At 52.7% G+C, this 18039-nt stretch carries 13 protein-coding genes and 2 pseudogenes; 14 read left to right on the plus strand and 1 reads right to left on the minus strand.

The genetic code is table 11. The annotated features are described in order from the left end of the window. The first annotated feature begins 75 nt into the window (after window positions 1-75). The 4 genes and pseudogenes from MJA45_RS08690 to MJA45_RS08705 form a co-directional block, all read left to right on the plus strand. Window positions 76-2265: an alpha-L-rhamnosidase-related protein gene (locus MJA45_RS08690; protein WP_315606867.1), complete on the plus strand. Its 2190-nt coding sequence runs from the start codon at window positions 76-78 to the stop codon at window positions 2263-2265. Window positions 2266-2337: 72 nt separating this feature from the next. Then, window positions 2338-4449, plus strand: coding sequence for an alpha-galactosidase (locus MJA45_RS08695; protein ID WP_315606868.1), 2112 nt, complete (start codon window positions 2338-2340; stop codon window positions 4447-4449). Between the two features lie 33 nt (window positions 4450-4482). Beyond that, window positions 4483-5940 carry a glycoside hydrolase domain-containing protein gene (locus MJA45_RS08700; protein ID WP_315606869.1) on the plus strand — a complete coding sequence of 486 codons (1458 nt, stop codon included), beginning with the start codon at window positions 4483-4485 and terminating at the stop codon, window positions 5938-5940. 213 nt (window positions 5941-6153) lie between these two features. Further along, window positions 6154-6446: pseudogene (locus MJA45_RS08705) on the plus strand (sigma factor); the annotation flags it as partial. A gap of 117 nt (window positions 6447-6563) precedes the next feature. Here the strand turns inward: MJA45_RS08705 and MJA45_RS08710 are convergent. Next, window positions 6564-6792 (minus strand): annotated as a pseudogene (locus MJA45_RS08710) (hypothetical protein); the annotation flags it as partial. A 130-nt stretch (window positions 6793-6922) separates the two neighbouring features. Here MJA45_RS08710 and MJA45_RS08715 point away from each other — a divergent pair. The 10 genes from MJA45_RS08715 (at window position 6923) to MJA45_RS08760 (ending at window position 17878) form a co-directional block, all read left to right on the plus strand. Then, window positions 6923-9127, plus strand: coding sequence for a sensor histidine kinase (locus tag MJA45_RS08715; protein ID WP_315606870.1), 2205 nt, complete (start codon window positions 6923-6925; stop codon window positions 9125-9127). After that, on the plus strand, window positions 9124-9771 hold the full coding sequence (locus MJA45_RS08720) for a response regulator transcription factor (protein WP_315606871.1): 648 nt from the start codon (window positions 9124-9126) through the stop codon (window positions 9769-9771). Before MJA45_RS08715 ends, MJA45_RS08720 begins: the two co-directional genes overlap by 4 nt. A gap of 364 nt (window positions 9772-10135) precedes the next feature. Continuing rightward, on the plus strand, window positions 10136-11533 hold the full coding sequence (locus MJA45_RS08725) for a DJ-1/PfpI family protein (RefSeq protein WP_315606872.1): 1398 nt from the start codon (window positions 10136-10138) through the stop codon (window positions 11531-11533). Window positions 11534-11572: 39 nt separating this feature from the next. Then, window positions 11573-12073 (plus strand): hypothetical protein, encoded by a 501-nt coding sequence (locus MJA45_RS08730; RefSeq protein WP_315606873.1) that lies wholly within the window; start codon window positions 11573-11575, stop codon window positions 12071-12073. A gap of 229 nt (window positions 12074-12302) precedes the next feature. After that, window positions 12303-12671 carry a Na-translocating system protein MpsC family protein gene (locus tag MJA45_RS08735; protein ID WP_315606874.1) on the plus strand — a complete coding sequence of 123 codons (369 nt, stop codon included), beginning with the start codon at window positions 12303-12305 and terminating at the stop codon, window positions 12669-12671. Between the two features lie 126 nt (window positions 12672-12797). Continuing rightward, the gene (locus tag MJA45_RS08740; RefSeq protein WP_315606875.1) at window positions 12798-13589 is read left to right on the plus strand and encodes an ABC transporter ATP-binding protein; all 792 of its coding nucleotides are present in this window, start codon (window positions 12798-12800) and stop codon (window positions 13587-13589) included. A gap of 36 nt (window positions 13590-13625) precedes the next feature. Then, window positions 13626-14495 (plus strand): ABC transporter permease, encoded by an 870-nt coding sequence (locus MJA45_RS08745; protein ID WP_315607970.1) that lies wholly within the window; start codon window positions 13626-13628, stop codon window positions 14493-14495. A gap of 78 nt (window positions 14496-14573) precedes the next feature. After that, window positions 14574-15644, plus strand: a complete 1071-nt coding sequence (locus MJA45_RS08750) for an ABC transporter substrate-binding protein (RefSeq protein WP_315606876.1) — start codon at window positions 14574-14576, stop codon at window positions 15642-15644. A gap of 27 nt (window positions 15645-15671) precedes the next feature. Beyond that, window positions 15672-16307: a cysteine hydrolase family protein gene (locus MJA45_RS08755; RefSeq protein ID WP_315606877.1), complete on the plus strand. Its 636-nt coding sequence runs from the start codon at window positions 15672-15674 to the stop codon at window positions 16305-16307. A gap of 116 nt (window positions 16308-16423) precedes the next feature. Beyond that, window positions 16424-17878 carry an MFS transporter gene (locus tag MJA45_RS08760; RefSeq protein WP_315606878.1) on the plus strand — a complete coding sequence of 485 codons (1455 nt, stop codon included), beginning with the start codon at window positions 16424-16426 and terminating at the stop codon, window positions 17876-17878. Window positions 17879-18039 lie beyond the last annotated feature (161 nt).

Consider the following 18039-nt stretch of genomic DNA (forward strand, 5'->3'; position numbering starts at 1 on the left):
GATGCCCGCACTCGTTTTAGGATGCCCGGAACGAAGCGGGGAGTAAGAATACGACGCCAAGGAGGACAACAAGATATGATCGAGAAGCAAAGCAAGCACCCGTTCAACGTGTATCTGACAGCGGGCGAATACATAAAGGTCATCGGTACGCAGGATGGCCATTTTCCGGATTTCGGCCATCACATCGCCAATGAGATGGGCGGGGCTTGGCTCCATCCGATCAAGCTGCTGGACGGCTTTTGGCTGAGAATTACAGACTTGGATCGTGAAATCTCCGTCTGGTCCAAAGCGGATGAGTTCATCTCCCATCCCTGGGGAAACCAGTTCCGCTACGATCACAACCTCGGGCATATCCCCGTTGCGGTGGAGCGCACGCAGTTTGCGCCCGAGCTGGAAAAGGGCTTTATCGCGAGGTATGAACTGTTCAACTACTCGAAAACGGAGACGAGGCTGAATTTGGAGCTTCTGGCGCGCACCGATCTTCGCCCGGTCTGGTTTTCGGAGACATTAGGGATTCGCGACGGCAAAGAAGACGTCATGGAGAAAAAGTCGGACCGGCTTGCTTTGGCGAAGGACAGCGAGAACGATTGGTTTGTCCTGATCGGCACGGACCTGCCGGGTGACCGGTTCGACAGCGGGCAATTGTTCGGCCCGGAATTTACAAGCGGCAACGGGCGCGGCGTGAAATTCGAAGCGACCGTTACGCTGCAGCCCCAAGAGAGGATGACGTTCCACCTGTATGTGGCTGGATCGTATGTATCCAAAGAGGAATGCGAGAAGACCTATTCCGCCCTTGCCGGAAATTACGATGAGCTGCTGGAAGCGAAAATGCGCGCCTGCGAGGCGGTTCGGGAACGGGCGGAGCTTGAAGTGGAAGGCGAGCCGGAATTCAACGAAATTTTCGCCTGGGTCAAATGGAACAACCAGTGGCTGGTGCAGCAGGTGGATGGTTACGGCCGTGGATTGACAGCCGGCTCTCCGACCTACCCCTGGTGGTTTGGCTGCGACAATTCGTATTCCCTCCAGGGTGTGCTTGCGCTTGGGGATCACCAGCTTGCCAAGGATACGGCCCGGCTTATCCATGATGCCTCCGTCAAAGCGAACGGCAACGGCCGGATCATTCACGAAGTGACGACGATGGGCGCCGTGAGCAATACGGGAAATACCCAGGAAACCGCGCACTATATCGCATTGGTGTGGGAGATGTACCGTTGGATCGGCGAGAAGAGCATTTTGGAACAAAATATCACGTACTGCGAGAAGGGTATGGACTGGCTGCTGGGTGAAATGGACCCCGACGGCGATCTGCTGCCTTCCGGCTACGGCATTATCGAGATCGCCGGATTGAACATGGAGCTGATCGATTCAGCCGTGTATACGGCGAAAGCGGTGCAGGCGCTCGCTTCCATGAACCGGGAGCTCGGCGACAAAGCGAAAGCGGCGCATTACAGCGAACTGGCCGAGCGCATCGTAAGAAACGTGAACGAAATGTACTGGAACGAACGGGAAGGCTTGTATGCCGACGCGGTCGCCCCCAAGAAAGATATCGTGCCCAAGGTGGATTTCATGGTTTCTCTGGCCGAGAGGCGGGGAGCGGACGATTACCGGGCCTACCTCGAGAAGATACTGGATGAAGTAGAGGATGAAAACGAGGACCGCGGGTGGATCATTAATAAAAACTGGGTCATCTCGACGCCGATGGAGGCCGGGATTGCCGACAGGGAAAAAGGCGAGCGGGCCATTGCCAATATGAGGAACGAGGATTTCATCGGGGAGTACGGCTCCTATTTGTCCGGCAACTTCACCCATCACATGATGACGATCAGCACAGGGGTGCATGCGGTTGCGGAAGCCCGGTACGGCCATGCGGAAGCGTCGCTGGATTTGCTTAAGCGCATGAACCGCTCGTTCTCGAAGGTGCTGCCGGGGTCCATGAGCGAGATGTCTCCCGATTATGGCTGCGTCGTGCAGGCCTGGACCGTTTACGCTATGGTGGTCCCTGTCGTCTCCCATTTTATCGGCCTGCAGCCGGAAGCCTACAAGAACCAGCTCGTGATTCGACCGAACCTTCCTTCCTCTTGGGAGGGGAAATGGATTCGTTTGAAAAACGTCCGGGTCGGGAGTGCGAATGTCGATGTTTCCGTGAAATCGGACAATGGACGGCTGTTTGCGGAAATTCGAAACGAATCGGGTCTGGAAGTGACCGTCTCCTGGAACGGGAAAACCGCCACGAGCCGCGAGTCGAGCATAACGGTACAGCTCTGATTTCATGCATCCTAATCAAAAATTGGCCGGATACCCTTTCGGGTATCCGGCCCTTATAAGGTGGGGGAGCCAATGGACGTCGAAGGCGGGACCTTCAACTTTTCCAATGAACGAAAGATCGTGGAATTCGCCACGGATCAGGGTCTGAAACTAAGCCGGTTTTCTCTTTCCGAGGGGGTTTCTTGGTTAAATCCGAACGTTTGCCATGCGGTTTTTGCCTTGTATGCGGACGGGAAGCGGATCGATGGCCAAACGGAGAACCTGACCGTCCTAGAAACCGGGAATCGAAACTTGCATGACGGTTCCGTTCATTTTGTTGCCCGTATGCAATATGAACCGGACGGGCTTGAAATCGCTTACCATTCCATCCTGTATAAGGGTACCGCTCTCACGGAGATCTGGCTTGAGATTCGGAACAACGGTTCCAAAACGGTGAACGTCGAGCGGGTGGATTCCTTTCTTCTGTCGGTTCCCAAGGCAGAATACGAGTTGATGTATTACACCAGCGGCTGGGGAGCGGAATTTGAAAGTGTCCGGGAAACGTTGTCGGGCGCCCAGCGGCTCGAAACCACAAAGGGACGTTCCTCGAATGGGCAGCATCCCTGGTTTACGCTATTCCGGGACAACGGAGAACTGTTGACCGCCAGCGCGATGTGGTCGGGGAACTGGGTGTTCCGCTTCGAGCCGTCGGCGGCCGGAGGCTATGAAATCAGCGGAGGACTCCATGATTGGGAGTTCAGCAAAGAGCTTTCGCCGGGAGATTCGATGGAAAGCGTCCATGTGGCGGTTGCCCTCGGTTCCGGCAACGATCTGAATACCACCTCGATTTCGTTTGCCCGCGCAGGAAGAAACCATTGGTATCCGCGCAACGAATTGTCTGAATCTCTCCCGGCCGAGTGGAACCATTGGTGGAGCTATGAAGACATCCATATTAACGAAGAGCGGTTTCTGGCCAATACGGATGCCGCAGCCCGGTTGGGCCTGGAACTGTGTACGCTGGATGCGGGTTGGTTCGGGCCGACGGACGACGGCACTCACTGGTTTGACTACCGGGGAGACTGGGATCTTGTGAACACCGTTCGCTTTCCGCGGGGCATTCGAGTATTGGCGGATCATGTTCATGAAAAGGGCATGAAGTTCGGCCTCTGGTGCGAAATGGAAGCCTTGGGCCAGAGCGCCCGGCTCGCGGAGACGCATCCAGAATTTGTCGCCACCCGCGGCAGCGAAAGGCTTGGTTATGTTTGCTTCGGCAATCCCGAAGTCCAAGAGTGGGCTTATCAAACCCTGGACCGCCTGATCACCGATTACAGCTGCGACTGGATCAAGCTTGACTTCAACCTCGATCCCGGTGCGGGCTGCAGCCGGACCGACCATGGACACGGCGCCGGAGACGGTTTGTTCGAGCATTATCAAGGCTACTACCGGACTCTTCAGAGAGTAAGAGACAAGCATCCTAACGTGGTGCTGGAAAACTGTGCGTCAGGCGGACTTCGGATCGACCTGGGCATCCTGCGGCAGACGCATACGACCTTCCTCAGCGATGCCGATTGGCCGGAACACAGCCTGCAGACAGTCTGGGGCGCGTCAACCATGCTGGCGCCCGACGTATGTCTGCATTGGAGCTGGTCCGAATGGATGGGGAACCATCCGAAGCAAACTTTTGACCCGCGAAGTCCCGAATTAAAACCGCATCAGTTGGACTTTTACACCCGCATTTCCATGCTTGGGCAATACGGCTTCTCACAAAAGCTTCCCGATCTTCCCGCATGGGTTGCGGATCGATGGGAAGAACACACGCTCTTCTACAAGAATGTCGTGAAAAAGTTTGTGCGGAAAGCCGACGTGTACCGGTTGACCGCGCAGCCCAAACGGGAGGGCCGGGGAGACCGCTGGCCGGCATTCCAGTACAGCCTGCCGGAAGGAGACGAACATTTGGTATTCGTCTTCCGTCTGCATGGTGCCGAGGCGGAAAGGACTATCTACTTCCACAACCTGGTGAAGGAACAGCCATATGAGGTCGCCTGGCTGTCGAAGGACCATACGGTCAAGAAAACAGGTCACGAATTAATGAACGATGGTTTGCGGTTCCACGATCTTCTGGAGGAAGATTCGGCTCTGCTCCGGCTTCGGAGGTTCAGAAGGCATTTGAAAGAAGAGAATGCAGGACGTTGTAGAGGAGGATGACGGATCGGCAATCCTGAAAGAGGAGAATATATTATGGATTCGGAACCGAAGTTTGAAAGCAGATGCATCCCTTCCCTCGCAAAAGTTTTTTCCGATGAAGAGTTAAGGGAAGAAGCGTACCGTCAAGGTTCCGCTTTGATCGGTGAGTACTTTTCGTTTCAAGTTGCCTATCGTTTGTCAGCGCATTTGAAAATGAGCATCTCCGTAGATTCCGAGCTTGCCGGCAATATCTCGATCAGAAGGGTGGGATTGGCGCCATCTGAATTGCCCAATTATAGCGATCATGATGATTTTTTGTTACGAACGACACCGGGATTGTATCCCGATCCGCTCTATCCCTTGGAAAATGAATCGGTTAAACTTCCTGCCAATCAATGGAGATCCCTGTGGATTACCGTTCATCTCACCGAGAAAGTAACTCCCGGAATGCACGACATTCATGTCCGATTCAAGGACGAATCAGGCAGCCAACTCGGTGCGGAAGCGTTCCGGCTCGAAGCGATCGGGGTCAAGCTGCCGGAGCAGAAGCTGATCCACACGGAATGGTTCTATCTGGACTGTCTTGCTACTCTGTACAACGTGGAAGTGTTTTCGGAGGCTCATTGGACGATCATTGAATCTTATTTGTCGAACTATGTGGAATATGGAATGAATATGATTCTTACGCCTTTATTCACTCCGCCGCTAGAAATGCTGCCGGGAAACGAACGGCCGACGGTGCAGCTCATCGGTGTGCAGCAGGATGGAAGCCGGTATGCGTTTGATTTTTCACGATTGGACCGATGGATCGAATTGTGCCGTCGAAAGGGCCTCCGGTATTTCGAATTCTCCCATTTGTTCACGCAATGGGGCGCAAAACACGCTCCGAAAATCATAGCGACGGTGAACGGGGAGGAGAAGCGAGTCTTTGGTTGGGAAACCGATGCGGCCGGAGAAGATTATCGCTGTTTCCTCACCCAGTTTATTCCGGAATTGATTCAGCGGATTCGAACACATGAGTTGGAAAATTGCAGTTTTTTTCATTTATCGGATGAACCGGGTTTGAATGATCTTCCTTCCTATACTCAGGCGAGCAAGCTGGTGCGTTCTTTGTTGGGCAATTTCCCCATTATCGACGCCCTCTCGGAATATGATTTCTATTCTACGGGCCTGTTGTCGCACCCGGTTGTGGCCACCGGGCATATCGGACGATTTATTGACAACAAGACGCCGAATCTGTGGGCGTATTATTGCTGCAACGAATACAGAGACCATCTGTCCAACCGCTTTTTCAATATGCCTTCTTCACGAACCCGCATGATCGGCGTTCAAATGTATAAATACGATATTCAGGGATTTTTGCATTGGGGATACAACCATTGGTATTCGCAGAAGTCACTCAGGGAGATCGATCCGTATCTAGTCAATGGCTGTCCGATACCCGGTTTGAGAAGGTGCACCAGCGCTACGTACGTTCGGAGCTTTGGAAACAGGTTCAAGACCGGAACATGAATCCGTCCGATCCTCCGGAAAATCTGGGCGAGGACGATCTTGCCACATACGGCGCATACCGTGTATTCGACGACAGCCGGACACCGTGATCGTGGATCAACATTCGGCCGGAGGGCATTAGTCCTAATCAATCAAAACCAGGATCCTATAAGCAGGCCAACACAGCTCTTGAGTAGTTGTGTTGGCTTTTTTCATGACGAATTACATCGCTCGCTCTGTGTTCACAACCTCAAAAAATTCGATAATACCGGGGAAGACTTGGAAGATTTTATAAGTATAGGGACCATAGGCTTAATCAAGGCCTTAGAATCCTACTCCCCGGACAAAGGGACGAAGCTCGCAACATTCGCGGCGCGCTGCATTGAGAATGAGATCATGATGCACATTCGGTTCTTGCATGATCCACACTACAATTGTGAAGAGCAGCTTAAATTCACAATTGCAGTCGAGGAACGGATAAAGAAGGCAACGAGCTCACGCTGATTGACATCCTGGGTCGAGAAGCGGGTTCTGATGAAGCTGTATCATGAGTTTTATAAGGTGAAGAAGTGAACGTTAAAATTGCTTGGGTGCAAAACTGTGACTCATAAGAAGGACACTTTGTAAGAAGTGACCCTCTTAGGGGTCACTTCTGCAAGTTGGCCAGTCCATAACATGGCTAGGACATTATGCGGATCCATTTTCATAAAGCTATCTTCCCAGACTCCGGCCATAAAATCTTCCAAGGAGTCAAATCCCTTACTTGAATCGAAGCCGACCGCAGCCATCAGCGAAGCTTTCATGCTGACCAGAACGATGGGGCCAAGGCTTGGCAATTCCCGCGAAAGGTGCCATTCGTTCCACCAAAGGGTAAGGGTTAGCTTACCTCAGTCGGCAATAAGTCAACTTTTGCGGGGAATGCCCTCAATTTTGCGTGACGAGAAAGTAGGATTTGCCGCTATAATGGAACAAGAGAATGAAATGCGACAAGAGGTGTTTGTCTATGACCGGTAAGCAGGCGGGTACAATCGCAGGCGGCAGGGAAGAAATGTTTCGCATCATCGCCGAGCATACGTCAGATACAATTGTGGTGGTCGACAGCGAAGCCATCGTTCGATATGTATCACCGTCCATTTATACGCAGAGCGGCTATACCGCAGAGGAGTATGAGGGCACCGATGCCTTCACCATCATTGTACCGGAGGACCGGGAGCTGGTTAGACTGTCGCTCGCTCAAGCGGTACAAGCCCGAACCCCGATCGATGTCGGCTACAGAGTCCAGCACGCGGACGGCCGCATACTGGAAGCAGAGACAAAAGTTATGCCTGTCCTTCTTGCAGACGGCACCGTCAACTACGTCGTAGCGGTGGTTAGAGACGTGACGGCGCGTAAGCAGGCGGAGAGGCTGCTCGAGAAAATCCTCGACAACGTCAATGCCGCGGTATGGTCGACGGATAAGGATTTCTCGCGATTTATGTTTTTCTCCGAGAGCGGCGAGAAGATCACCGGCCTGCCAAGAGAGGAAGTCATTCAGAATCCGATGAGGATGCATGATCATATACATCCGGACGATAATGAGCTCTTGGTAAACGAAGTGAAGGGGAAGCTTGGCCGAGGAATACCGGTCCGCCAAGAGTTTCGCTGGACCCATCATCCCGGAGAGCAGCGGTGGGGGCAATCGATTGTACATCCACACCTGAACAACGATGGAGAAGTAGAGCGGCTTGACGGCATTATGCTCGACATCACGGATAAGAAACGTGCCGAGCTTGCACTGGAAGAGAGCGAGCAGCGGTATAAGTCACTGTTTGAGTATAATTTGGACGGTGTATTCTCGATCGTGCTGGATGGGCTCTATTTTGCACATGCGAACGCAGCCTTTGAGCGAATTACGGGGATCCGGCGGGAGACGCTGGAGAATCAATGCTTCATCGGGATGATATTCGATGAGGATCACGGCATGGTATATGAAACGCTGTTTGAGGTTCTGCGAGAAGGAGCGCCTCGGGATATCGAATGCCGGTTGGCCGATATGTCGAAAGGGGAGCGGATCGTGAGCATCACGTTCGTGCCGATTCTTTTGTCAGGCAAACTGAATGGAATCCACGGCATCATTAAAGATATTACGAAGCGAAAGCAGGAGGAAAGGGAGTTGACTCGGAGTGAGGAACGTTCCAACTTCCTGCAGTCGAGCTTGAATCAGCTGTCTTCGGATCTTGCAGGCGTCATGAAGGTGGCGGAGCTGGAAGCCAGACTCATCGATGAGGTGCGGATCGTGCTTAAAGTACAAGAGGTTAGGATTGAGGAAGCATCGGACATTGCCTTGCTAGAACAAGGTTCGGCGGATGAACATACAATTCAGATCCGAATTGGGGAAAAGCCGCAGCCTGTATGGCTGTCGATCGGACTGAACCGCCCGCTTCCTGAACTAGAGAAGAAGTGGCTGCAGACGGCCGTTCGCTACGTGACCATTCTTTACGATAACCTATATCGCACAGAAGACCTGATGAAGCGTATGGAAGAGACGGTTGCGGGGAGTGAAACACCCAAATGGATGCTCCGGCTGTTGTTTAAACTGTCGGAGAAGGAGCGCGCATCGTTGTCCAGTGACCTGCACGATTCGGTGCTGCAGGATCTAATTATTTGGTACCGGAAGCTGGAATCCTTGCGGTCGTCCAACGTCTTCGAAGCTGAACTTGGCGCACAGCTCTCAGGCATTGAGGAGGGCCTGCTGGATGCGATCCACCAAATCCGAATCACGTGCAACGAGCTAAGACCTCCTTTTCTGGTGAAAATGGGGCTGGTGGAATCGCTTAAGAGCCTGTTCAACTATTCGCGTATGTTTGCCAACTACGAAATTGAATTTCATGCAGAGAACATGAACGATCCACTGAACGAGGATCAGATTCTCGGCGTCTACCGGATCGTCCAGGAGCTGCTGAATAACGCCACGAAGCATGCAAAATCCTCGAAGGTGACGATGTCACTGATCGATACTGGCAAGCAAATCGCATTCAACTATTCGGATGACGGCGTAGGTGTACATTTATCGCGACTTGAAGGCTCATTCCAGCATATGGGGATCGCAGGTATAGAGAAGCGGGTGCTCAGTATGGAAGGAAAGGTGGATTTCCAGTCAGCGCCTGGTAAGGGATTCCACGCTGCGTTACGGTTTCCCAAGCACACAACGGAAAGGGGAGAGTCATGAATATTCTGCTAGTCGACGACCACCGATCAGTGGTGGAGGGCACCAAAATGCTCTTAGAATCAGAACCCGACATTAACGTCACGATCGAGACGGATGTCTTCCTTGTTACCGATTTGGTTCGGTTAACTAAATTTGATGTCATCCTACTGGATCTATATATGCCGAATATCAACGGCGCTGACTTGACGCGCAAGCTGCTCGAGTACATGCCGGATACGGTTATCCTCATCTACTCAGGCTTTGAAATTGCACCGCATTTCAATCTGCTAATGGAATCCGGTGTGTCCGGGTTTATACCAAAGACATCCACTCGAGAAGAGCTCATTCTCGCCATTCGATGTGCCGCAAGGAAGCAGGCGATTATCCCGATGCAGCTTCTACGGCAATTGAGGAGGCAGGAAATTCAGGTACAGGGCGATCAAGAGCATGAGCTGACGACCATTACTCGGGAGGAGGATCGCTTGCTGCGAGAGCTGGCCAAAGGCAAGAGCAATAAAGAAATCTCTCAAACACTCTTGATCAGTCAGCGCTCGCTCGAATATGGCTTGACGGAGCTGTTTCAGAAGCTGCATGTCAACTCGCGTGTTGATGCGATTCGTAAGGCGAAGAGCCTCGGTATATTACCTGTTGAGGACTTATGCTAATCTAACTATTCAAACGCGGAAGGGATGCCTCCGCGTATTTTTTTGTTGACCGCTTCACCCTGACTAGGGTGGGGCGTTTTTTGCGTGGAACGCGCAAGGATTTGCGGGTAAGGTACCTGACAAATTCGCGGCAGCACGCAACCATTGCGCGTTGGATCGCCCATTCCCGCGATAAGATGAATCCAGTCTTAGAGAGGAGGCTGCCCTTGAATTCTTTACGACGGTAGTCCATACAACTCGGATATTCGCCGTCCGCCCAGGTGCGATTGTCGAAAGTGGGGCCCATGAAGAGCTGCTTCAATCGAAAGGGTGTTATAAGGAGCTTTACCAAACAAAATCAAAATGAGATGTCGGAGGCGTTCCTATGAAGAGGGTTTTGCTGCGTTTAACCGTGTATTTATTGCTGGTGATTATCTTTGTTGGAGGTGTTGGTTTCTATGGATTTAATCGTCACAAGAAAGATTTCTACTACAATGTCCGCCATGAGGTGGTTCCTTCCCTGCAGGTCGTGGATAAACCTCCTTACAATCCTCATAAACCGACCGTCGCTGTCGTGTTATCGGATTCTTCCATAACGACGGAGGACTTCGACTTTCTTATTCCCTACACCTTGTTATCCATGACAGATGCTTATAATGTATACGCCGTGGCGCCGGACACCAGCGTAAAGTCCCTCTCAGGCGGGCTGGATGTAATTCCCCATTATTCTTATGAGGGCCTGGATCGTCTGCTAAATAAAAGTCCTGATATTATTGTGGTTCCTTACATGCCCAAAATTAACTCACCAAAATATGAACCGACCCGAGCTTGGATCCAAAAACAAGCTGGCAGCCCAACGACGACATTCATAAGCATTTGTGGAGGGGCACTTAATTTAGCTGATGCTGGAATGTTGAAAGGGAAAGCGGGTACCTCACATTGGCAATTCATTCCCATCCTAAAGAAGCAATATCCGGATACGCAATGGGAAGATAATGTCCGCTATGTGGATGATGGCCATACGATCTCCTCGGCGGGCCAGAGTGCCGGTATCGATGCCGTGCTTCACCTTATTGAGCGGCAGTTGGGTGAACCTATGGCTGCACGGATTTCCAACGATATCCACTATCCTTCCTATCCATTCGTGCAGCATCCGGAGGTAGACCACCCTTTTCACAGTGATATTAAATTTGCAACCTATTGGCTCAATATTGGTTTCCATTGGGATAAGAAGAAGGTCGCTGTAATGCTTTATAACGGGATGGACGAGATCGCCTTATCTTCGATCTTTGATTCTTATGGTGATACCGGAACGACACAGCTCTTGACCGTTTCCAATTCCAATGCACTCATTACGACAAAACATCATCTACAGCTGCTGGCCAGAAATTCGATATCGAAAGTGCCTCGTTTGGACCAAATGATCATTCCGGGCAGCGACGCCCAAACACAAGCAGCAGCGGAGATTAAGCGTTGGAATGAGGAAGGGAACTCGAAGGAGACACTCCTTATCCATAGCGATGCGCCTAATCGATATGCATTCGAAGCGCCGTTGGAGGACTTAGCTAAGCAAGAGGATATTCTGACTGCCAGGCATGCTGTAAAACGGTTCGAATACCGCTCCACCGGAATCAAATTGGAAGGGGATCTGCTTCCGCTTGCAACCTACAAGAATCTGTTGATTACGGTGTTAGCGGCTTTGTTTATCGCGTTCTGGATCGATAGACGCTTCATCATGAAGAAGAAAATGTTGGCACGCTTGTATCATCCGTCAGCCGTGTGACGGTAGGTTTGTCGTTAACGAAAAGGAGCTGCGATCTATATGAATGATCTGTTGTTACAATGGGGGCTTGTATCGTTTATGATCGGGGTCGTTTTATCTCTGCCGCTTGCAGCTGTATACTACGATCAATCCCCACCTTGGACCAAAATATTTTCAAATCCACGTAAATTAAAGTCAGCGCATCTCGATTTCTTCATGCAAGCTTTTGGTGCGGGCTTGGTCTATCTATTGGCTTATGCCGCAGGTTTCACCTTGCCCTTATGGATCATAACCCCCATGATTTTCGGCATGATGGGCAACCCTCTCATTCTACTACTTGAATCGACCGCGTTGTTCCGAGTGGGACGGATGAGTGTTTTTTACAAAATGTTGAAAGGAACAAGTCCGGTATCGTTACTGTTTGCATGGATCATGATAGCTGGAAACCTTCTTCCCGCGATGCTGCTCGTGTTCTTATCCACGTTCGTATTAGTCGGCGTGTTTATCGTTTGGCGATACCATTCAAAGGCTCGAACGCAAAGGATTCTAAATCAAGGCTGACTCAGTGCGGGTCAGCTTTTTTTTATGATCGAGCTAAGGAAATCACACTTATTACATGTAAACTTTATTTAAGCTGCTGGGCTAACATGCGGACTTCATGTCCTTCTATCATGTTATGAATCATAACATAAAAGTGTTGACAGCTTTCTTTTTCAAGCTATAATAAAAAATATCAAAGCAAACACCCACATTTATGTAAGGAAACATAACATTAAAGGGGGTGGTTGAGTTGAAAGCAACAGCCGGAAGCTTGAAACAAGATATTCTTAAATTGTACAACGAAATCAACAGGGGAATGTTCAGTGCGGGCGTCAACCGGACGAAAGTCGACTTTATCGGCAACAAAATTATTATTCTTTCCATTAACCACAGGGTGCCCGTGCTCAGTCTGCTTGACGGGAGAGACCGTGATACCACCCGTAAGATGGATAATTTGCTGGGTGAGCATTTCAAGGCGGAAATCAAGAAGACGTTTGAAGACATGTTCCAATTGAATATCGTCGCGATTTTGAAGGATTACGATATTGAGACCGAATATTCGGGTACGATCGTGATTCTCGATCGGGACGTGGAAAGCTATCTGAATGATATGTTGTAGCTCCTCATTGGAGAGACGGCCTGTCGTCAGTTCCGGGGATAACGGACACAACCCCCTTGTGACCGTCCCCAGAACCGGCGGCTTTTTTTATTATTGCTTGTCAATCACGATCAGGAGGGATGCGCTATGAGTATCAAGATTGAGATCAGCGGCGTGAGTAAAATGTTTCGAAAAGGAGGTAAGGACATTACCGCCATGCAGGAGACGAATCTTGCGATCGAAGAGGGCCGCTTCGTCAGTATTATCGGGCCAAGCGGCTGCGGGAAGTCCACACTCTTTAACATCATCGCCGGCCTGATTCCTCCCTCAACGGGGCGAGTGCTTGCGGATGGGGAGAACATTATCGGCAAGACCGGACATGTCGGCTATATGCTTCAGAAGGACATGCTGCTCCCGTGGCGCACCATTCTGGATAATATCATCCTCGGCATGGAAATTCGAGGCGTTCCGCGTAAGCAGGCGGTGGAACGTGCGCTGCCGCTTATGGAGAAATATGGGCTGAAGGGCTTCGATAAGCATTATCCGGCCGAGCTGTCCGGCGGCATGAAGCAGCGGGCGGCGCTGCTGCGGACGCTGATGTATGACCGGGACATTATTTTATTGGATGAACCGTTCGGCGCATTGGATGCCCAGACGCGGATTACGATGCAGAACTGGCTGCTGCAGTTGTGGAGTGATTTCGGTAAAACCGTGCTGTTCGTCACGCATGACATCGACGAAGCCATTTATCTGTCGGACGACATCTATGTCTTTACCGCACGGCCCGGCCGCATCAAGACCAAAGTCAGCGTGAACATGGAACGCCCCCGAAAGCAGGAGGATCTTACGTCGGAAGCGTTCATGGAGCTGAAGCACTACCTGATGGGCCTGCTTTCCGAGGAGCAGCAGGCTGCCCAGTCGGCCGAAATGATTTCCTGAATCTAAGCTTCTAAGTATGGAGGGATACCCGTGAAAATGGAAAGCGAAGCGACAGTGCTTAAGTCCGCCGTTATCTGGAACATAAACAAGAAGGAAGAGCAGCGGAGCGAGGTGCCGCTCATCCAGGACGAGGAGCAGAAGGAGCGCCGGAATAAGCGCATCATCGCGCTGGGCCGGCTGCTGATTACGATTCTGATCGCAGCGGTCTGGGAGGGCTTTACCCGAATGGGCTGGCTTGACTCCTACTATTGGAGCAGCCCCGTCACCATAGCCCAAACCTCCTGGGAGCAGATTGTGAAGCACCATATGCTGTCTGATCTGCTGTACACCTCAGGCTCCACGATTATCGGGTTCGCCGCCGGGACTTTCCTCGGTGCGCTGCTCGGGTTATCCTTCTGGTGGTCGAGACGCTATGCTCTCATCAGCGAGCCGTTTCTGATCATTCTGAATGCCATGCCGAAACTGGCGCTTGCTCCGATCATCGTTATCCTGCTTGGCATCGGTTTCTTCTCCAAGGTGGTTCTGGCTTTCGCGCTGACGGTCATCGTAGCGGCGCTATCCGCCTACAGCGGCGTAAGAAGCGTCGATCCCGACATGGAAAAGCTGATGTATTCGCTTGGTGCGAACCGGTATCAGGTGTTCACGAAGGTTGTGGTGCCCTGGTCGATGCCATGGATCATCAGCAGCCTGCGCATCAACATAGCGCTTGCGCTTGCCGGTGCAATCGTCGGCGAATTTATCGCTTCCGACCAAGGGATCGGGCGGATGATTGTCTACGCCGGCACGATTCTTGATATCGATCTTGTCTGGGTAGGCGTCGTGGCGCTGTCCATCCTGTCCATCGTGATGTATTGGGGAGTCGTGGCGCTGGAGAAATGGCTGTCCAAAGGCTTTATCAAGCAGTAAGGGCACAAGCTGCCGGTGAGAGGGAATTTGTTGGACAAAAAAGAGAGGCCGCTAACGGCCAAGGGAGAGGTTGAAACCATGTTGCGTACCCATAAGAAGCTGGTTGTCCTGATCTGTATCTGCATTCTCGCCGTGGTGGCTGCGGCATGCGGCAAGAGTGAAGCGGGGGCGAACCTATCGGCCGCGGGCAGTACCGCAGGCGCCGGCGGGACGACCGCCGCTCCCGCTTCCCTGAAGAAGCTGGTCATCGCGGAACCGCTTCACTCCATCGGTTATCTGCCCCTCTATATCGCCCAGCGAGACGGTTATTTCAAAAAGTACGGTCTAGACGTCAAGGTGATTACCGCTGCGGGCGGCACCCATGTGACGGCAGTCGTCAGCGGAGACGCCTGGGGCGTGATAGGCGGACCGGAGTCGAATGCGATGGCAAACCGGAAGAACGACGATCCGATCATCTCCGTCGTGAACGTTGTCAACCGGGCGAACGTGTATTTGATGGCCAAGAAAGGCACCGGGCCGAAAAGCAATTCGCCGGAGGACCTCAAGGCGTTCCTCAAGGACAAGAAGCTGATCGTTGGCCGTCACGGCGGTACGCCGAATTTGCTGAGCCGCTATCTGCTGATCCAGCTCGGTCTGGATCCGGACAAGGATTCGCGGCTTCTGGAACCGGCGGACAGCTCCGCCGTCGTCGCCATGATGCAGCAGGGTGCAGCGGAAGTGGCGAACGGCGCCGAGCCGCAAGTCAGCGACGGCATGGCGAAAGGCGTATGGGACGAGCCCTTTTATAAATTCCATTCGCTTGGCGATTACGCCTACTCCGTGCTCAGCGTTAAAAAATCCGCGATCGACAAAGATCCGGCAACGGTGCAGGGGTTTGTGAATGCGATTGTAGAGGTGCTGCAAAAAATCAAGGATGACCAAGCGTATTTGACGGAACAAGCCAAATTGGAGTTCCCGACCATGACACCCGAGGCACTTAAAGCTTCGGTTGATCGGGCCTATGCGGACAATCTGTGGAGCCTGGACGGGCAAATATCGGAGACGGCACTCAAGAACGACATGGATGTCATGCAAAAGACGGGTATCTTCACCGAACCTTATACCTATGACGGTTTGGTGGACATGCAGTTTGTAAAAAGCGGGAAATAACAAATCCATTTATATGAGGTGACGAGGATGCGAATGGTTAAAGAAAACTTGAAGCCAGAGAAAACCGCCGTAATTGTGGTGGACGTACAGAATGATTATTGCCATCCGGAAGGGGCTTGCGCGCGCCGGGGAAATGATGTCAGCGGCGTGAAGGCGATGATGCCGAATCTTCACGAACTGCTCCGTGCGGCCCGCAGCCAGGATGTGCCCGTTATCTTCATCCAGACCTTCCATGAACGGGCAACCGACTCCGCCGCATGGACGGTCCGTTCCGACGGGCGTTCCGGGGATGTGTGCCGGACGGGCACATGGGGGGCCGACTTTTTCGAGGTGACGCCGCTTCCGGATGATATTATCGTCAACAAGCACCGCTACAGTGCTTTTATCAACACCCGGCTGGACTCGGTACTCCGCACGCTGAAGGTCGAGACTCTGGTGATGACGGGCGTCAGCACCAATGTGTGCGTAGAATCGACCGCTCGTCACGGGTACATGCTGGATTACAACATCGCCTTTGTGGGTGACGCCTGCGCTGCCTTCTCCCGGGATGCGCATAACATGACGCTTGAGAATATTGACGGCTTCTTTGGCTCCGTGGTTACCACTGAGGAGCTCATCGAGACATGGGCTGCACTTGCCGTAGACGTGACAACCGCGGGCTGAACCCCGCTTGGCACAAGGAGGCGGCTTCGGAGATGGCTTTTCATCGCCGGGGCTGCCTTTTCCATATGGGATCATGACGAGCGGCGGCCTGGATCCAAGAACGGAGGAAGCTGAAATTGAAAACAACATCGGTTGCCAGAATTCAATATGTGATCTGCCTGGGGGCCTTCCTCTCCAACCTGTCAGCGGGCATGTTCAATATCGCTCTTCTAGATATCTCGCGCGACTTTCAAAGTACAATGACCTCCACCCAATGGGTGGTCGCCATCTATCTGCTTACCATCTCCGTTTGTCTCCCTCTTATGGGTTCATTGGGAGACGGAAAAGGAAAGCGGACCGTGCACAACCTGGGTTTGCTTATTTTTGCGGCGGGCGGCCTGCTCTGTGCTCTGTCAAATAGTCTGCCTGCCCTGATCTTATTTCGCATAGTGCAGGGAATAGGCGCTTCCATGTACCAGGCAAACAATATGGCACTGGTCGTATCCCTTTTTCCGCCTGAGCGGAGAGGGCGCGCACTCGGGACCGTTAGCACCTTCGTGGCCGCTGGAGCCCTTATAGGGCCAAGCCTCGGAGGCATGATCATCCAGTGGCTCTCCTGGCGGGCCAATTTTTGGCTGCTGGCAGCCGTGGCCTTGGGTACATGGCTGCTGGCCCAGCGGTTCATACCGGCCGACCGAACCGCCGGAAGCGGTGCGCCCGATTATCCGGGCGCCGCCCTGTTTGCCGTCGCGCTCACCAGCATGGTTACAGCACTCAATCTGGGAACCTCCCAAGGGTGGGCTTCCGGCTCCGTATGGCTGCTTCTGGGCTTGGCCGTTCTGTTCGGCGCATGGTTCGCACGCCGGAGCCTGTCTCCGCGCTGGGAGCGGGCGGCGGAAGGGAGCGGTCCGTTTATCCGGCTCACCCTGTTCAACCATCCCTACATTGGTTTCGGCGTGCTTCTGACTATTCTGACCTATGCCGCGGCCTTCGGCACCCAGCTCGTTCTGCCGGTTATTCTTCGTAACGTGATGGGCATACCGCCGGCCGGTGCCGGGCTGATCGTCATGGCCTATCCGGCATCCCTGATTTTCTCCGCGCCGCTGAGCGGGACGGGTTCCGACCGGTTCGGCTCGGCGCCGCTGATTATCGCAGGGCTGGGAAGCATGGCGGTTTCGCTGGCCGCCTTCAGTTTTCTGTCGGCGGATTCCCACACGCTTTACGTCATCGCGGTGGTCGTGCTGCTTGGATGGTCTATGGGACTGATCACGTCGCCGAACAACAGCATCGTCATGAGCCGGACGCCGAAGCAGAATCTCGGCTTAATGAGCAGCATGATCGCGCTTTGCCGAAATCTCGGCATGATGCTTGGCGCTGCGGTAGGGGGCCTGCTGCTCAGCACGGAGCCGGGTGCGGGTACGGCCACCGCTGCGGCACTGAGCGGCTTCTCGCACAGCATTCGCGACTGGTATATGGCCATGGCGATGCTCATCGTCGCCGCACTCCTTGTGTTCCTGTGGGTAACCCGGTATAGCGATAAGAAGGCGGCCGCCATGCACGGCCGAGGTAATCAACGGGAAACCATGGTCTAGCAGTTGGTGGCTGACACATAGGCACTAACCCGGGGAATGCTGCGGATAAACGTATAGCAGGATTCAGCCTGCACACTTTAATTTGTTGTCGGAATCCGTACGGTTGTGATAGGATGAAAAACAGACTTTCTGCTTTGAGAGACTTGGATAGGGAAGGAAGA

It is taken from the genome of Paenibacillus aurantius (assembly GCF_032268605.1).
Classification (GTDB): Bacteria; Bacillota; Bacilli; order Paenibacillales; family NBRC-103111; genus Paenibacillus_AO; species Paenibacillus_AO aurantius.

Bases quoted from the DNA above. Each gene is read 5' to 3' on its own strand.
- MJA45_RS08690 (WP_315606867.1), top strand. From the start codon at position 76: ATGATCGAGAAGCAAAGCAAGCACCCGTTCAACGTGTATCTGACAGCG.
- MJA45_RS08695 (WP_315606868.1), top strand. From the start codon at position 2,338: ATGGACGTCGAAGGCGGGACCTTCAACTTTTCCAATGAACGAAAGATC.
- MJA45_RS08700 (WP_315606869.1), top strand. From the start codon at position 4,483: ATGGATTCGGAACCGAAGTTTGAAAGCAGATGCATCCCTTCCCTCGCA.
- MJA45_RS08715 (WP_315606870.1), top strand. From the start codon at position 6,923: ATGACCGGTAAGCAGGCGGGTACAATCGCAGGCGGCAGGGAAGAAATG.
- MJA45_RS08720 (WP_315606871.1), top strand. From the start codon at position 9,124: ATGAATATTCTGCTAGTCGACGACCACCGATCAGTGGTGGAGGGCACC.
- MJA45_RS08725 (WP_315606872.1), top strand. From the start codon at position 10,136: ATGAAGAGGGTTTTGCTGCGTTTAACCGTGTATTTATTGCTGGTGATT.
- MJA45_RS08730 (WP_315606873.1), top strand. From the start codon at position 11,573: ATGAATGATCTGTTGTTACAATGGGGGCTTGTATCGTTTATGATCGGG.
- MJA45_RS08740 (WP_315606875.1), top strand. From the start codon at position 12,798: ATGAGTATCAAGATTGAGATCAGCGGCGTGAGTAAAATGTTTCGAAAA.
- MJA45_RS08745 (WP_315607970.1), top strand. From the start codon at position 13,626: ATGGAAAGCGAAGCGACAGTGCTTAAGTCCGCCGTTATCTGGAACATA.
- MJA45_RS08750 (WP_315606876.1), top strand. From the start codon at position 14,574: ATGTTGCGTACCCATAAGAAGCTGGTTGTCCTGATCTGTATCTGCATT.
- MJA45_RS08755 (WP_315606877.1), top strand. From the start codon at position 15,672: ATGCGAATGGTTAAAGAAAACTTGAAGCCAGAGAAAACCGCCGTAATT.